This window comes from Fulverythrobacter fulvus (assembly GCF_037154085.1).
Taxonomy (GTDB): domain Bacteria; phylum Pseudomonadota; class Alphaproteobacteria; order Sphingomonadales; family Sphingomonadaceae; genus Andeanibacterium; species Andeanibacterium fulvum.
Map to the genome: position 1 here is coordinate 767,937 of NZ_JBANRM010000001.1, position 15,337 is coordinate 783,273.

Here is a 15,337-nt window from a genome sequence, read left to right on the forward strand (position 1 = left end):
CCGGCCGCTTCCACACGAAAACGGCCGGCACCTGCAGATTACTCCTGCTTCTTGCCCGCGGCGAAGCCCTGGGCGTCGAAATCCGAACCCAGGAAATACCAGCTATAACCGACCTCGCCCGCCTGCGGGCCGAAGAAGCTGCCCGAAAACGCGCCCTTGGTGCTGTTCGCCCCGGTCAGTTCGCCGCCGAACACCGGAGAGCCGGAAATGAAGGTCGACGTGCCATTGACGGTGCCGAAATCGCTCGTCGCTCCGCCGGTGGCCTCGCCCTTGAGGTTCAGTGTTGTGGTGATCTTGCTGTCGGCGAAATTGGCAGAGAACGTGCCGCTGGACAGGCCGCCCAGCATATAGGTCTTGCTGTCGCCGTCGCGCGTGGCGGAACCATCCACCATCATGTTGTAAGTGGCGGAACCGGTGCGCGGCATGTCGCCGGACTGGGTCGGAATGCCGCCCACGGTCAGCCAGCGTTCGACCTTGCCGGTCGAACTGGTGCTGCGCGTGAAGTCGAACAGCATTGTGTAGGACAGCGGCACGCTGGCAACCTGCGGAATGGCGATATTGAACGTATCCGTCACGCCGCTGGTGGTCTTGGTGAAGCTTGACGTAGCGCCCGGCGTTGCCGAGCCGATGGGGAATTCCACAGCGTCAAGCGCGGTCCCGGATGCACTCGAACCGAAGGAAACCGGCGTCACCTTATAGGTATCGGTGGTTTCATTGTAGCCGACCACGAACGCCGTACCGAAGGCGAAGTTCTTGTGGCCGGTCGCATCGGCAGTGCCGGTCTTCGACCAGGTCACGCCGCCCGAACGGAAGATCTTGTTGCTGGGCGAAGCGAAGGCTTCGGCCACCGTGATATAGGGCACGACCGGCGACGGGCTGGGTGTCGGCGTTTCGGTGGGGGTAGGCGTAGGAGTCGGGGTCGAATCCACGCCGCCACCACAGGCGGCCACAGTCAGCCCCAGCACGAGGAGCGAAGCCCCCGCCATCATCCGCATCGCACTCATCACAGAAACTCCCGCTTTCACCCGGCCTCTAGCACTAGACGTACCGGCAGCACACAAACCTTAATTCGCGCTTCCTGCACCAAAAAGCGCGCCTTGGGCAGGGGGTTCTGTACCCCATTTCCGCAAAAGCGGGACCAGATACCGGCCGCCCTGTCCGCCGCTGGCCGATTACCATGGGCGATCCGTCGAATTTGCGGGAAGTCGGGGATGGGTTCGAGCGGTTCAGTTCTTCTTGCCGACCACCGTCCCGCTGGCATTGAAGCCTGCATTCTCCACGTAGAACGAATAGCCCATCTCCACCCCTTTCGGCCCGAAAAAGGCACCCGAGAAAAGACCATTCGCAGAGCCGCCGAGAGTACCCGCAAAACCTGGCCCGCCGGAGGCGATCGTTCCAGCCCCGGTCATAGTACCCAAATCCTGCGTGATAGCATCTTTCACGCCGATCAGATGGAGCGATGTAGACACCGTCCCCGCACGGAAATCAGCGGAAAAGCTTGCCGTGGAATCCAGCGAGTAATTCAGGTCAACCCCACCGTCATACCTCAGCGCGCCGCCGGCAACGAGCTTCGCCGAATATGAAGCAGAGCCGGAAGTCGGCAGATCGCCATCCTGTGTCGCAACACCGAACACGCCGCTGTAGCCAGCAAAGCCTGTAGGAGTCATGGAAGTGTCGTTCTCATATGTCGTCCAGTCGATCGTGGCGAGACGCAGATAGGACATGGGAACTCCGTTGAATTCCGGGTCCAGCACGCTGAGCGAATAGGTCCAGCGCCCGAGGCCGTCCTGCAACTGATAGAGCTGCCACTGCCCCGGAATGGGCGTGACCATCTCGCTTTCCGGAGGGAACACCACCTTCTGTCCACCGGGAAGAGTCGCCTCCACACTGCCTTCAGCGAAGTCGACCTCCATGGCTACGCCGCTTGCATAGGGAAGCGATGTGGCGACCGGCGGTGTCGTGGCCAGAAGATCACTCTGTACGGCTTTTATCCCGCTCAATTTGAACGTCTTGGCCCCAGTCTGGGAAGAGTAGACCTCATACACGGGCGCAGGCGTCGGCGCAGGCGTCGGAGGAGGACTCGGCGACGGCGTAGGCGTGGAATTCACGCCACCCCCTCCGCAGGCCGCCAGAGTCAGGCCGAGCGCGACCAGCGAAACACCTGTTGCCAGGCGCAATATCCCCATGTTTCCCCCTCCGCACGCAGATACGGGCACCGGCCTGAGCACGCACGCTATTGGACGGACATATCGTCCTGCAGCCCAATAGAAAGCGAAGGCACCTCCATTTCGGAGAGATCGCCCGCAGTCCCGTCAAAACGCCGCAACCAACCCCACTTCCGCCGAAATCCGGTCAAAATCATAGATCTCCACAGTCGACCAGTTGCGCTGATAGGCGACCCGCACCAGCGGCGCGAAGGTGCCGAAGGTCAGGCCGCGAAACGTGCCCGAAAGGCTGGCGGAGAAATTGTCGTCCTTGCGGCGCTGGGGATAGAGGAACAGGCGCTTGTCCGCTTCCAGGCGGCGGTAACCCAGATTGAGCACTGCCGTGGTCCGCCCCATCTCGCGATAGAGATAGGTGTTGATGCCCCCGCTGGCCGTGGAATAGCCGGGATCGGACGCTGCATCGCGTGATCCGTTCAGCTGGAACCCGCCGCCGAAACGGGCGGAAAAGGCGCGGTCCAACCCAATGGCCAAAGTGTAGCGTTCCCCGTCTTCCAGATTGTTGCGGTGATTGTCTTCCAGCAGCACGGTGCCATCCATCCGCAGCTGAGTGCGCTTGCCCAATGGGTGCTGCCAGTTGCCGGTTACACCGTAGGAGGTGCTGTAGGGGTCCATCCCGTACCAGCGCCAGCTGGCCGCCCCGGCGAGCGAGAAACGGTCCGAGCCCCAGCGCCATTGCGGGCCCGCCTGGAGCGAGGCGGAGAAATCGTCGAACCGGCTCTTGCGGTAGATATCCGCCGAGCCCGAGGCGCGCAGCAGGATGTCCGTCTTCGTGCTGAGCGGAATGCGGTGATAGAGCTGGCCGCGCACCGAAAGGCCGATGCCGGACTGCGCCTTGGCATCCTCGTCCAGCGTGAAATCGCCGATGATCGTGCCGAGCGTATCGGAATGGGTGGCGTTGTTGATATTGGTGCTGGGCGCGGCGGCCACTTCGAACCCGCCGCCGGTACGCTTCAACGCGGACAGGGCATTGGCAAAGAAGCGCACCTGCTGTTCCACCTGCGGCGGCAGGCCGGTGGCTTCGGCCGCGCGCAATTCGCGCCGTGCCTCGCTCATATTGCCCATCTGCGCCTGCAAACGCGCCAGTTGGAGGCGCACGGCGGCGGCATCGGGCTTGTCGTCCAGAATGCGCCGCAGCAGCACGGCCGCCTCGCGCGGCTTGCCCATCTGGTCAGCCAGCATCAGGGCAAGGCGAAAGCGCGCTTCGGTCCGCAATTCCAGATCGGGATCTTCCATCAGCGCGCGATAGGCGGCTTCCGCCGTTTCGAAATCCGCGCGATCGCGCGCGGCATCTGCATATTGGAACAATTGCGCCGCGGTCATTTCCACACCGCTGTCCTGTCCGCCCCCTGCCTCAGGAGCGCCTGCCGCAGGAACAGCACCGTCCGCCGCACCGGTTTGCTGAGCAAGCGCGGGCGCGGACGTGATGCCGAACGCCAGCAATGCCAGCGGAGCCGCGCCAATAGCCGGTAATTTCACCTTACATCCCCTAATCACGTGTTCGCGGCACCGACCACACCGCGCTTGCAGATGGCGCGGACATAGCTTCCGCCGCGCTGACGGTCGAGAGGGGCATTCGGGAACCACTTCGGGCATGGAGCAATTTCAGGTTAAGGAGTTGCAGGCAGATAGCTTGCCGGAATCGCTCGCTACACGGCGCCTTAGGGTGCCATTGAGCCCTTGCCATCCGGGCCTGCGCTCCGCATTGTCCGAGCGAAGAAGAAGGAGAGTCCGACATGGAACGCCCTGCAACCCTTTGCCGTCGCCTTGCCCTGCCTGCCGCCCTGCCCGCCGCCTTGGCCATGGGCACCCTGCTGGCCATATCCGCGCCCGCTCTTGCCCAGCAGACGGATGCTTCCGCCCTGCCCGAAGGCAATTCGCCCGAGGAAGTCGCCCAGCGCAAGATTGCGAACGAACAACAGGCCGAATTCGCTGCCGGCCAGCTGCAGAACAACGCCAATTCCCAGGCCGAATACGATCGCGGACTGAGGGAAGTGGAAGAGGCGAAGGTGAAGATCGCCGCCGATCAGGCTGCCGCGCAGGCCGCCTATGAGGCCGAAAAGGCCAAGCGCGAACAGGATTACCAGGCCGCCATGGCCAAGTGGCGTGACGATGTGGAAGCCTGCAAGGCAGGCGAGATCGCGCGTTGCGGCCAGACTGCCGCCGCCGCCAAGCCGTGAGGCTGCGCCGCGCCGGAGCGCTGGCGGCAATGCTCGCAGCGGGGTTTACCGCCCCGCTGCTGGCAGTGGAGCCGCCCCCTGCCGAAGCCTTCCCTATGGAACCGGCCGACGATGCGGCTGCCTTTGCCGCGGCCGGTTTCAAGCTGCAGAATGGCGATTGGCACGCCTGCGACGATCCCGGCTCGGCAGCTTACGTGCCCGGCCAGATCGAACAGGTGGCGGACCTCAATGGCGACGGCCAGCCGGAGGCGGTCATCACCGAGAGCAGCAGCTTCTGCTATGGCTTCACCGGGCAAGGCTATTATCTGGTCAGCCGCGATGCCTCCGGTCAGTGGAAACTGATGGATCAGGGCATCGGCATATTGCGGGCGCTCGAAACGCGCGGCTCTGCCAACTGGCCCGATCTGGAAGTGGGCGGCCCCGGTTTCTGCTTCCCCGTGCTGCGGTGGAACGGTTCGACCTACGAGCCGCATCGCAATGAATATGAAGGCAAGCCCTGCACGCCCTGAGCCGTCCCGCTTCGGTTTCGGTCACCCCTTGTTCAGTCGACGATTTGCAGGCATGCCCGAGGCTTTGATTTCGGGCGCAACCATTTCGCGCCCGCAACAGGAGATGAGCCCGATGAAGACCCGCCTGCTTGCCGCCACTGCCCCGATCGTTCTTGGAGCCGTGGCACTTGCCGGATGCGCTGGAACGGGCAATGCCGAAACCGTGAACAGCACCACCAGGACTCCGCCGGCCACGATCCCGCAGGCCACCGGCTATTTCGCGCAGGAATCCACCCTGCCCTTCCATGCTCCGGATTTCACCAAGTTCAAGGACGAGGATTTCCGCAGCGCGCTGGAACAGGGCATTGCGATCCAGCTGGCCGAGATCGACGCGATTGCGAACAATCCCGATGCACCCACTTTCGACAACACGCTGGTGGCGATGCAGCGTTCGGGCCAGATGTTCCTGCGCGCCTATTATCCCTTCGGGCAGCTGACCGCCGCCAATACCAACGACACGCTCGATGCGATCGACAAGGACATCTCGCCCAAGCTGGCGGCGATGCAGGATGCGATCTACCTCAACGACAAGCTCTTCCAGCGCGTGAAGGCGGTTTACGACAATCGCGCCGCGATGAGCATGACGGGCGAGGATGCGATGCTGCTGGAAACGGCCTATGCCGATTTCGTCCATGCCGGCGCGCTGCTCGACGCGAAGCAGAAGGAAGAGCTGAAGGCAATCAACGGTCGGCTTGCCGGGCTGGAGACCGAATTCTCCCAGAAGCTGACCGAGGCGACTGCCGCCAAGGCCCCGATCTTCGACCAGGCATCCGACCTTGCCGGCCTCTCCCAGGCGGAAATCGACGCTGCGGCCAAGCTCGCCACCGAAATGGGCCACCCGGGCAAATATGCCCTCGCCCTGATCAACACCACGCAGCAGCCGCAACTCACCAGCCTGACCAACCGCGCCAGCCGTGAGAAGCTGTTCAAGGCCAGCATCGACCGTACCTCCGGCGGCGACCAGTACGATCTGACCGCCACGATCGAGGAAATCGCGCAGCTTCGCGCCACCAAGGCCGCGCTGCTGGGCCAGCCGAACTACGCCGCCTTCGCGCTGTACGATCGCATGGTGAAAGACCCGGCCAAGGCGATTTCCTTCATGCAGGACTTCGTCCCCGCCGTTGCCGCCACGCAGCAGCGCGAGCGCACAATGCTGGAGGAAATGGCCGCCTCCGAAGGGCAGAACATCAAGCTGGAGCCGTGGGACTGGTCCTATTACGCGGAGAAGGTCCGCAAGGCCCGCTACGATATCGACGATGCGACAGTGAAGCCCTATTTCGAAGTGTGGAAGACGCTGGAAGACGGCGTGTTCTTCGCCGCCAACAAATTCTACGGCATCAGCTTCAAGCGCCGGACCGACCTGCCCACCTACCACCCCGACATGCGCGTCTACACTGTCTACGACAAGGACGGCAGCGAGATGGCGGTATTCTATTTCGATCCCTTCGCCCGCCCGAACAAGCAGGGCGGTGCATGGATGGGCAATTTCGTCGAGCAATCATACCTGCTGGGCGACAAGCCGGTGATCTACAACACGCAGAACATCACCCCGCCCGCCCCTGGCGAGCCGGCGCTCGCCACGGCGGACGACGTGAACACCATGTTCCACGAATTCGGCCACGCGCTGCACGGCATCTTCGCCAGCCAGCAATATCCCAGCCTTTCCGGCACGAATACCGCGCGCGACTTCGTGGAATTTCCCAGCCAGTTCAATGAGAACTTCGCCTTTTTTCCGGAAGTTCTGAACAATTACGCCAAGCACTATCAGACCGGCGAAACCATCCCGGCCGAGCTGGTGCAGAAGATCGAGGCGGCGAACAAGTTCAACCAGAGCCTGTCCTTCGGCGAGTTGCTGGCCTCTGCCCTGCTTGACATGAAATGGCACGATCTCACCCCGGCCAATGCGAAGGTGGACGCCGCCGCATTCGAGAAGGCGGAACTGGCGGAAATGGCGCCCTTGGACGCGACCCTGATCCCGCCGCGTTATCGCTCGCCCTATTTCCGGCATATCTGGTCCAACGGCTATGGCGCCGGATATTATTCCTACATCTGGACCGAGATGCTGGCCCACGATGCGTGGGACTGGGTCGTGAAGAATGGCGGCCCGACCCGCGCCAATGGCGATCACGTGCGCGCCACTTTCCTCGGCCAGGGCCACACGAAGGATTATGCGGACATGTATCGCGATTATTCGGGCCACGATCCGCAGATCGCCCCGATGCTGGAAGCACGCGGCCTCAGCGGGCAGTAAGCCCTTCTGCGACAAGCGCCCGCGCGCCTGGCTGACCCAGCCAGCGCGCGGTCATGCCCCAGACGCGGGCGATGCTGACATCGCTCAGCGCATCCTCCGGCAGCGCATCGGCCACAAGCTCACCCTTGTCGAGCAGCAGCACCCGGTCGGCATGGTTCATCGCCAGCGCCAGATCGTGCAGCACCAGCACTACCCCGGCCCCGGCATCGGCCGCCTGCCGAAGCGTAGCCAGCAGACCGAGCTGATGCGCCAGATCAAGCGCGGCAAGCGGCTCGTCCGCCAATATCCAGCGCGGCTGCCCCGCCAGAACGCGCGCCAGCAGAGCCCGCGCCTTCTCCCCGCCTGAAAGGGTGGAAACCGGGCGCGTGGCCAGCCCCTCCAGATCGCAGGCCACAAGCGCCGCCTCGATAGCCTCTTGCCCCTCATCGCCATGCGGCAGGCGGCCTAGCGCGACGAGATTGCGCACGGACAGATCCCACGCCACCTCACCCGCCTGCGGCAGATAGCCGATAGCCCGCGCCCGTTCACGCAATTGGAGAGCGGGGAACGGCGCATTGTCCAGCAACACTTCGCCTGAGGAAGGCATCGCCAACCCGGCCAAAGCCGCCAGCAGCGTGGACTTGCCCGCTCCGTTCGGCCCGCAGATCGCCGTGACCGTTCCCGGAAGCAGGCTGGCGGAGATGCCGCACAGGATCTCGGCTTCGCCCAGCCGAACCTCCAGCTTTTGCGCCGCAAGCGTCATGCCAGCCCCCTTCTCATCTTCAGCAGCAGGCCAAGGAAGAACGGCGCACCGATCAGGCTCAACGCGATACCCAGCCGCAATTCGGTGACCAGCGGCAGGATGCGGCACAGGCAGTCGGCCACCAGCACCAGCAAGGCCCCCGCCAGCGCACTGGGAAGGATCAGCGAACTGGGCCGCCGGTCAGTCAGGGGGCGGACCAGATGCGGCACGATCAGCCCGACGAAGCCGACAATCCCGGCCACGGCCACACCCGAGCCAACCGTCAGGCCCACGCCCAGCACCAGCAATATTTGCAACCGCGCGGGGTTCACGCCCAGCGATCGCGCCGCCGCCTCGCCCAGCGTCAGCGCGTCGAGCGAGGGCCCCGCCAGCCGCAGCAACACGATCCCCGCAAAGGTAAGCGGCGCGGCGATCCATACATCCGCCCAGCTTCGGTCCGTCAGTGCGCCCATCAGCCAGGTGACGATCTCGCTCATGGCGAAGGCATTGGGCGCAAGGCTGATGATGAGCGAGGTGAGCGCGCCCGCAAGGCTGGCGATCATCATCCCCGCCAGCGTGAATAGCCCGATCCCGCCGCTCCGCCCGGCGATCAGCGCCAGCAGCGCCATGGCCCCGGCCGCGCCCGCCAGAGCGAAGGCAGGCAGCAGCCAGACCCAAGCGGCATATCCGAACAGCAGGCTCGTCACCGCGCCCAAAGCCGCGCCGGGTGCGATGCCGAACAGCCCCGGATCGGCGAGCGGATTGCGCAGATAGCCCTGCATCGCGGCTCCGGCCGCACCCAACCCGCCGCCGATTGCCAACGCGAGCAGCGCGCGCGGCAAACGCAGTTCCATCAGGATCAGCGCCGCATTGGGCGTTGTCGCCGGATCGATCCACACGCGGCCCGCGAGCAGCGAGAGCGGCATGGCAAGGGCCAGCGCGAGGAGGAAGAGGGGAACGGGGCGGGTCATATCTGCCACCGTTTCCGCGTGTCCTTCGACAAGCTCAGGATGAACGGGTCTTTTTCGGAGCGCCCTAACACCGCTCGTGCTGAGCCTGTCGAAGCACGCATCCCGACGCTGGCCCTCACTTCGCTCAGCCGCTCCACCGCGCGTACGATGGTAGGCCCGCCACAATACAGCAGCGAGGGATCGAGCTGCTCGTACTGCGTGCCTTTCAACTGTTTGAGCGCCGGATGGCCCAGCGCACGCTCACCGCCAGCGGCCAGCACCAGATCAGGCGGATCGGCCAGCACTTGCTCGAGCGGCAGATAGGCGCCCTGCCCCAGCCCGCGCGCGGCGGCATGGCTGGCAAAGCCGGTGCGGTGGAGCAGATCGGCGATCAGGCTGCCCGGCCCCGCGACGATCCCGCCCTGCTGCCACACCAGCGCCTCCACCGGCGCCGCACCCTGTGGTGGGCGGGCCTTGTCCAGCGCCACCTCGATCCGGGCCACGAGTTCCTCGCCCTGCGCCGGGCGTCCGGCCAGCGCCGCCAGTTGGCGCACCTGCGCCTCGCTTTCGCCGACATCGTGGGCAACGTCGAGTGTTGCGACGCGAATGCCCTGCTGCTCGAAGGCTCGGCGGGTTGCTCCGGGGAGGAAACTGCCTGCCACCACCACATCCGGCTTCAGCGCGAACACTTCCTCCGCCGTGCCGCTGGTGGCGGCGAAGCGACGGGCCGTGGCAAGGTCCATCGAGGTGGCACGCGGATCGTGGCTGTAATGGGAAATGGCGAGTAACTGGCCGGGCCCGGTGACCTCGGCCAGGATCGCATCGCTGCAGGGATTGAGCGACACGATGGTCGGGCTGCTCGTTGATGATGTGCCCTTCCCCGCAGGCGTGCACCCCACCAGTCCGGCCAGAACCATCATGGATATTAGATATTTACGCACCATACCTCCCGCCACGACACAAGTGCCGTCCATGGCGAAAGGCGCGCGCGGACATGCCCGCACAGGCCAGTGCGCTTGCCATCGGTACACCCCGCCCGAGGCCGAACGACGCGCTATGGGCAGGTCTCCTGGCTCGCCGGATCTCAGCCATCGCACCCGCCTTCCCGCTGCCTTCGCAAAGGCGGCAGTGGCTTGATGGGCGCGCGGCTCCCCGGTCACAGTTGCGGGGGCAGCGCAGGATTCGGGGCGTGCCCCTCACCTGCTTCCCTCTTCGGCCCGCTCTCGCGGGCAACCCATGACGCGCGGCTAGCGATAGGACGCCCCGCCAAGCGCCGCAAGCACCGCGCTTACCCGATATTCAGCAATTAACCTCTAGGGGTACGCTGTACCGCTTCGGCACGAACCGGAATTCGCAGCTGCGGAACGCCCGGTTTGGCGATACGCGCCGCGGCGCGTTCTTCACTGCTTGGCCCCGAAAGATTTTTTTGACCGCTTCCGCCGTCCTGACTGACAGCCCCCGCTCCTTCCTGCGGGCGAAACCGCGCGCTTCCCATCGTGGGCGGAAGCTGGCGGCGCTGGCGCTCGCCCTTGGCGTTCCAGCGGTCGCAGCGCCTGCCGAATGGCGCAGCCTCGACCTGTTCGGCAGCGAGGAAGCGAAAGCCGCAAGCCCGCTGGGCTTCGAGGTCGCAGGCGAAAGCTTCCCCGGTTCGGCCTTCTATTACCTTGCGGACGAGCCCTCTGCCTTCGCGGCCGCACCCGTCGGCGGCACTTTCGCGGTAGCCCAGCCCGGTGCAGCCGATCCTGCAATCGGCCCCGCCGCCCGGCCTATCGCCCTTGCCGGCAGCGCGATCGACAAGGCGCGCGCGTTGCAATGCATGACCATGGCGATCTATTACGAGGCAGCGACCGAATCCGATGCCGGCCAGCGCGCCGTGGCTCAGGTGGTGCTCAACCGCGTGACGCATCCCGCCTATCCCAACACAGTGTGCGGCGTGGTCTTCCAGGGGTCCGAACGCTCGACCGGGTGCCAGTTCAGCTTCACCTGCGACGGCTCGCTTGCCCGCGCGCCCGCACGCAAGTTCTGGGACCGGGCGCAGCGCGTGGCGATGGCGGCGCTGGCCGGCTCGGTCTATCGCCCGGTGGGCCTCGCCACCCATTACCACACCGTGCAGATCCATCCCTATTGGGCGGACAGCCTGAACAACATCACCACTATCGGCGCGCATACCTTCTACCGCTGGCGCGGCGCGGCGGGGCTGCCGGCAGCCTTTACCCAAGCCTATTACGGGGCCGAGCCCCTGCCCCAGCGCCATCGGCCCACCGCTGCGCCCGATCTGGCATCGCTCGCCGATCCCATCGAACTGGCTCGCCGTTACGAGGCGACGCTGGCCAATTCGCAGGCCGCAACACCCGTTTCCGCCCGTGGCGGGGCAAGTGCCCCTGCGCAGTCCACGCAGAACGCGCCTGCCCCTGCTTATTCGACCGAGATCGAAGCGCGCGGCGGCGAGACACTCTATTCCGGCAACCGCCTGCCTGCGGGCGGCGAAGTGAAGAGCCAGTACCAGCAGTCCGGCCAATGGATAGGCCGCCCCTGACGCACGACGAGGCGTTGCAGGTCAGGAATCCACCGCTTTCAAAGGTTTACAGGCTGGAAACCATGCGCGGGAACGAAGGCTTCAACTTGCCCCGCTAGGAACGTCCCAGGTCGAGCGCCCGGCAAGTGACCAGGGCGCCGCCGGGATGATGAAGGTTCCAGTCTTATGACGATCCATTTCGCCGCCGCCGATGGCCGGCTGATTCCCAGCCTCAGCACATCGCGGGCCCGCGCCACCATGGCACGCCCGGCGAACGACAACATCGCCCTGCGCCCCGAAGCGGCCCTGAATGCCGCCCTGAATTCTGCAAGCAATCCCGCTGCCGACCGTGCGATCCTGCATGCCGCGCTGCGCCAGTTCGCCCAGCACGGCATCGGCGCTGCCGATCATGCCCGCAATCAGGCCGAACGTGCCTTCTTTGCGGGCGACCGCGAGACCTATCGCTGGTGGCTGGGCGTATGCCGCACGCTCGACCGGCGAATGGCCGCCCGACTGGCCAGCCAGGCCGGTGAATTCGAAGGCGTTAATCCTCCGGGCCGATAAAACCCACAGGTGCTGGTAAGGATCGTCTTAACCATTCAGTGACCTCTTCTCGCTATCCCGAGCGCGTGACGATCGGGAGACGACCGATAAAGAAGGTCAAGGAAATCCTTGCACGAACCATCTCCGGCGATGCGCTGGACGATCGCGTTCGTCGCAAGCTCGTCACATCCCTATACACGCAGCCCTCCAGCCTCGCGATCGGCGCCCTCTGCGGCGTCAGCGCGGCGGCGACGGTGGCCTATGTGTCGGGCAATCTCCAGATCATCATCGCCGCGCTGCTGCTTACCGCCGTTGCGGTGATGCGCGTGGGGATGGCCGCCAGCCTTGGCCCCGAGAGCGACCGGCGCGATGCCAAGCTGCTCGAGCTTCTCTATGAAGCGGGCGCCTTCAGCTTCGCCTTCCTGGTCGGCACGATCGGCGCGCTTACTATCTGGTTCGACCTTTCGACCAGCCTGCAATTGCTGGCAGTGAGCTATGCCATTGCCTATGGCGCGGGCACGTCCACTCGCAATGCCGGCCTGCCGATGATCGCGCTGGGCCAGATGATTCTCTCGCTCGCTCCGCTGATCGTGGTCGCGGCGATCCGGGCCGAACCGATCTATATCGTCTTTTCCGTCACCACCCTGCTGCTGATCCCGGCAATGGCCTCGGTGACGTTCAACATCTTCGACGTGCTGCGCGAATCCGTCGCTGCTGCGGAGACCAGCCAGCGCATGGCCGACAAGATGCGCGACCTTGCCCGCACCGACGTCGTCACCGGCCTGTCCAACCGTGCCGGTCTCAACCACGAGATGGTCGAGAAACTGATGACGATGCGCGACGACCAGAAGCTCGCGCTGTTCTGGCTCGATCTCGACAAGTTCAAGGAAGTGAACGACACGCTCGGCCATCCGGTGGGCGACCGCGTGTTGACCGAAGTCGCCCGCCGCCTGCGCGAAACCGCGCCCGATGGCGCAACTGTCGCCCGTTTCGGCGGCGACGAGTTCATCGTGGTATGCGAAGTGGACACGCGCTCGGAAAGCGAACGCCTCGCCAGCAGCCTGCTCGACGAAATCTCGCGCCCCTATCGCATCGACGGCGAACGGCTGGAAATCGGCACTTCCATGGGCATCGCCCTGATGCCCGACGACGGCACCGATCTCGACACCGTGATGCAAAGCGCGGACCTTGCGCTCTATCACGCCAAGGTGAACGGCCGGAACCAGACGAGCTTCTTCGACGCTTCGATGACGCGCGACCTGATGCGCCGCAAGGAGATCGAGGCCGAACTGCGCGCCGCCCTGCAGCGCGACGAATTGTCGATCTTCTTCCAGCCGATTGTCGATCTCGAAACCGGGCGGATCAAGACCTTCGAAGCGCTGGTGCGCTGGTTCCACCCCGAAAAGGGCGAGCTGCGCCCGGACGAGTTCATTCCGGTCGCCGAAGAAACCGGCGTTATCATCACGCTGGGCAACTGGATCACGGCACAGGCCGCCAAGGCTTGCGCCCAGTGGCCCGAAGACGTGACCATCGCGGTCAACCTCTCGCCCGTGCAGATCAAGGCTCCGGGTTCGGCGCTGGGCATCCTGAACGCGCTGAAGGAAGCCAAGCTCGATCCTTCGCGGCTTGAGCTGGAAGTGACCGAGAGCCTGTTCCTGGAAGACAATCACCACACTGCCCGCTTCATCGAGAAGCTGGCAGCCGAAGGCGTGCGCTTCGCGCTCGACGATTTCGGCACGGGCTATTCCTCGCTCGGCTACATCAACAAGTTCCCCTTCAAGAAGATCAAGGTGGACCGCAGCTTCGTTTCCGGCCCCAATGTCGGCCGCAAGAGCGACGCGATCATCCGCGCCGTGGCCGAACTCGGCTCGCGGCTGGAAATGGACATCGTGGCCGAAGGGCTCGAAACCATCGAACAGGTCCGCGCCGTGCGCGATGCCGGCTGTACCCTGGGCCAGGGTTACTATTTCAGCCGCGCCGTGCCCGATTACCTTGCCGCTACCCTGCTGGCGCAGGAACGCGACAAGGAACCCGCCATCCGCTTGGTTGGCTGATCGGCACCGCCTGATCGACGCCAGTTGACGCGCGCCTGCGGCCAGACCCGGTCCCGGACCGAGTCACCGCCGCCGCCCTTTCCCTCCCCGCTTGGCGGGTTCATCTTCCGGACATTCGCAACGGGTATTCACCTGCATGCAACAGCCTGTGCGGGCGCCCTTTCATGGTCGCTGCCGCGGGGCAATTCCCGTTCCGTTTTTACCCTAATTGATATTGCGAACTGTTATCACAAAATAAGCAAAATTGGCGGCTTTTCGCGGTTGCCAAAGCAAATCCACAGGCCTAGGGCCGACTCAAACTTGGGGCGTTCGCCTCTCGCGGGATGCGGGGCGCACGCCATTCGGATGAGCATCGCTCCCGCTCTTTCGCGAAAGGCAAGCATCGCACATGGCTCGCAAGAAGATCGCCCTCATCGGCGCCGGCATGATCGGCGGCACCCTGGCCCACCTCGCCGCGAAGAAGGAGATGGGTGACATCGTCCTGTTCGACATTGCCGAGGGCATTCCCCAGGGCAAAGCGCTGGACCTTTCCCAGTGCGGCCCGGTCGAAGGGTTCGACGCGAAGATCACCGGCACCAACGATTATGCCGATATCGCTGGCGCGGACGTGATCATCGTCACGGCCGGCGTGCCCCGCAAGCCGGGCATGAGCCGCGATGACCTGCTGGGCATCAACCTCTCCGTGATGAAGGCCGTGGGCGAAGGCATCAAGAACCACGCGCCCGACGCTTTCGTGATCTGCATCACCAACCCGCTCGACGCGATGGTCTGGGCGCTGCGCGAATTCTCCGGCCTGCCCGCCAACAAGGTCGTCGGCATGGCCGGCGTGCTGGACAGCGCGCGCTTCGCCACTTTCCTCGCCTGGGAATTCGGCGTCTCGGTGAAGGACGTGAACGCCTTCGTGCTGGGCGGCCATGGCGACACCATGGTGCCGGTCACCAGCTACACCACCATTTCGGGCATCCCGGTCGACGATCTGGTCAAGATGGGCAAGTCCAGCAAGGAAGCCATCGACGCGATCGTGGCTCGCACCCGTTCGGGCGGCGGCGAAATCGTCGGCCTGCTCAAGACCGGTTCGGCCTATTACGCGCCCGCCACTTCGGCGATTGCCATGGCGGAAGCCTATCTGGGCGACCAGAAGCGCATCCTGCCCTGCGCCGTGTATGTTGACGGCCAATATGGCCTCGATGGCCTCTATGTCGGCGTCCCCGCCGTGGTCGGCGCCAATGGCGTGGAGGAAGTGGTGGAAATCGCGCTGGACGACGCGGCCAAGGCCAACTTCCAGACCTCGGTCGATGCGGTCAAGGAACTGCTCGTCGCGTGCAAGGGCATCGACCCGAGCCTGGGCTGAGT

The 15,337-nt window shown here is 64.7% G+C and carries 13 protein-coding genes and 1 riboswitch; of the genes, 7 read left to right on the forward strand and 6 right to left on the reverse strand.

The genetic code is table 11. The features are described from left to right. Positions 1-38: 38 nt before the first annotated feature. The 3 genes from WFP36_RS03640 to WFP36_RS03650 form a co-directional block, all read right to left on the reverse strand. Positions 39-1,004 (reverse strand): HupA family protein, encoded by a 966-nt coding sequence (locus WFP36_RS03640; protein WP_336977930.1) that lies wholly within the window; start codon positions 1,002-1,004, stop codon positions 39-41. A 222-nt stretch (positions 1,005-1,226) separates the two neighbouring features. Beyond that, positions 1,227-2,186: a transferrin-binding protein-like solute binding protein gene (locus tag WFP36_RS03645; protein WP_336977932.1), complete on the reverse strand. Its 960-nt coding sequence runs from the start codon at positions 2,184-2,186 to the stop codon at positions 1,227-1,229. A gap of 126 nt (positions 2,187-2,312) precedes the next feature. Next, the gene (locus WFP36_RS03650) at positions 2,313-3,701 is read right to left on the reverse strand and encodes a porin family protein (RefSeq protein WP_336977934.1); all 1,389 of its coding nucleotides are present in this window, start codon (positions 3,699-3,701) and stop codon (positions 2,313-2,315) included. A 257-nt stretch (positions 3,702-3,958) separates the two neighbouring features. Between WFP36_RS03650 and WFP36_RS03655 the strand changes: the two genes are divergently transcribed. The 3 genes from WFP36_RS03655 to WFP36_RS03665 all read left to right on the forward strand — a co-directional run bounded on the left by WFP36_RS03655 (position 3,959) and on the right by WFP36_RS03665 (position 7,201). Further along, a complete protein-coding gene (locus WFP36_RS03655) occupies positions 3,959-4,402 on the forward strand; it encodes a hypothetical protein (RefSeq protein ID WP_336977936.1) in 444 nt (147 codons plus the stop codon). After that, a complete protein-coding gene (locus tag WFP36_RS03660; RefSeq protein WP_336977938.1) occupies positions 4,399-4,911 on the forward strand; it encodes a hypothetical protein in 513 nt (170 codons plus the stop codon). Before WFP36_RS03655 ends, WFP36_RS03660 begins: the two co-directional genes overlap by 4 nt. A 112-nt stretch (positions 4,912-5,023) precedes the next feature. Continuing rightward, positions 5,024-7,201: a M3 family metallopeptidase gene (locus WFP36_RS03665; RefSeq protein ID WP_336977940.1), complete on the forward strand. Its 2,178-nt coding sequence runs from the start codon at positions 5,024-5,026 to the stop codon at positions 7,199-7,201. On the opposite strand, the gene WFP36_RS03670 is transcribed toward WFP36_RS03665, so the two are convergent. Genes WFP36_RS03670 through WFP36_RS03680 form a run of 3 tightly spaced genes read right to left on the reverse strand, consistent with a single transcriptional unit; the run spans position 7,188 to position 9,846 of the window. Further along, positions 7,188-7,943 (reverse strand): ABC transporter ATP-binding protein, encoded by a 756-nt coding sequence (locus WFP36_RS03670; RefSeq protein ID WP_336977941.1) that lies wholly within the window; start codon positions 7,941-7,943, stop codon positions 7,188-7,190. The two genes, WFP36_RS03665 and WFP36_RS03670, sit on opposite strands and share 14 nt — an antisense overlap. Further along, entirely contained in the window at positions 7,940-8,893 is a 954-nt protein-coding gene (locus WFP36_RS03675; RefSeq protein ID WP_336978695.1) for a FecCD family ABC transporter permease, read from the reverse strand. Before WFP36_RS03675 ends, WFP36_RS03670 begins: the two co-directional genes overlap by 4 nt. Beyond that, positions 8,890-9,846: an ABC transporter substrate-binding protein gene (locus tag WFP36_RS03680; RefSeq protein WP_336977943.1), complete on the reverse strand. Its 957-nt coding sequence runs from the start codon at positions 9,844-9,846 to the stop codon at positions 8,890-8,892. The genes WFP36_RS03675 and WFP36_RS03680 overlap by 4 nt, the downstream gene beginning before the upstream one ends. A gap of 68 nt (positions 9,847-9,914) precedes the next feature. Further along, positions 9,915-10,125, reverse strand: a riboswitch (cobalamin riboswitch). 173 nt (positions 10,126-10,298) lie between these two features. On the opposite strand from WFP36_RS03680, the gene WFP36_RS03685 reads away from it, so the two are divergent. The 4 genes from WFP36_RS03685 to mdh all read left to right on the forward strand — a co-directional run bounded on the left by WFP36_RS03685 (position 10,299) and on the right by mdh (position 15,335). After that, positions 10,299-11,408, forward strand: a complete 1,110-nt coding sequence (locus tag WFP36_RS03685; protein ID WP_336977945.1) for a cell wall hydrolase — start codon at positions 10,299-10,301, stop codon at positions 11,406-11,408. A gap of 165 nt (positions 11,409-11,573) precedes the next feature. Then, entirely contained in the window at positions 11,574-11,951 is a 378-nt protein-coding gene (locus tag WFP36_RS03690) for a hypothetical protein (protein ID WP_336977946.1), read from the forward strand. Positions 11,952-11,989: 38 nt separating this feature from the next. Further along, positions 11,990-13,984, forward strand: coding sequence for a putative bifunctional diguanylate cyclase/phosphodiesterase (locus WFP36_RS03695; protein ID WP_336977948.1), 1,995 nt, complete (start codon positions 11,990-11,992; stop codon positions 13,982-13,984). A 388-nt stretch (positions 13,985-14,372) separates the two neighbouring features. Then, positions 14,373-15,335, forward strand: coding sequence for a malate dehydrogenase (mdh, locus tag WFP36_RS03700; RefSeq protein ID WP_336977950.1), 963 nt, complete (start codon positions 14,373-14,375; stop codon positions 15,333-15,335). The last annotated feature ends 2 nt before the right edge of the window (positions 15,336-15,337 follow it).

Coding starts and splice junctions, on each gene's coding strand:
- mdh (WP_336977950.1), top strand. CDS start 14,373: ATGGCTCGCAAGAAGATCGCCCTCATCGGCGCCGGCATGATCGGCGGC.
- WFP36_RS03680 (WP_336977943.1), bottom strand. CDS start 9,846: ATGGACGGCACTTGTGTCGTGGCGGGAGGTATGGTGCGTAAATATCTA.
- WFP36_RS03640 (WP_336977930.1), bottom strand. CDS start 1,004: ATGAGTGCGATGCGGATGATGGCGGGGGCTTCGCTCCTCGTGCTGGGG.
- WFP36_RS03645 (WP_336977932.1), bottom strand. CDS start 2,186: ATGGGGATATTGCGCCTGGCAACAGGTGTTTCGCTGGTCGCGCTCGGC.
- WFP36_RS03670 (WP_336977941.1), bottom strand. CDS start 7,943: ATGACGCTTGCGGCGCAAAAGCTGGAGGTTCGGCTGGGCGAAGCCGAG.
- WFP36_RS03655 (WP_336977936.1), top strand. CDS start 3,959: ATGGAACGCCCTGCAACCCTTTGCCGTCGCCTTGCCCTGCCTGCCGCC.
- WFP36_RS03665 (WP_336977940.1), top strand. CDS start 5,024: ATGAAGACCCGCCTGCTTGCCGCCACTGCCCCGATCGTTCTTGGAGCC.
- WFP36_RS03690 (WP_336977946.1), top strand. CDS start 11,574: ATGACGATCCATTTCGCCGCCGCCGATGGCCGGCTGATTCCCAGCCTC.
- WFP36_RS03675 (WP_336978695.1), bottom strand. CDS start 8,893: ATGACCCGCCCCGTTCCCCTCTTCCTCCTCGCGCTGGCCCTTGCCATG.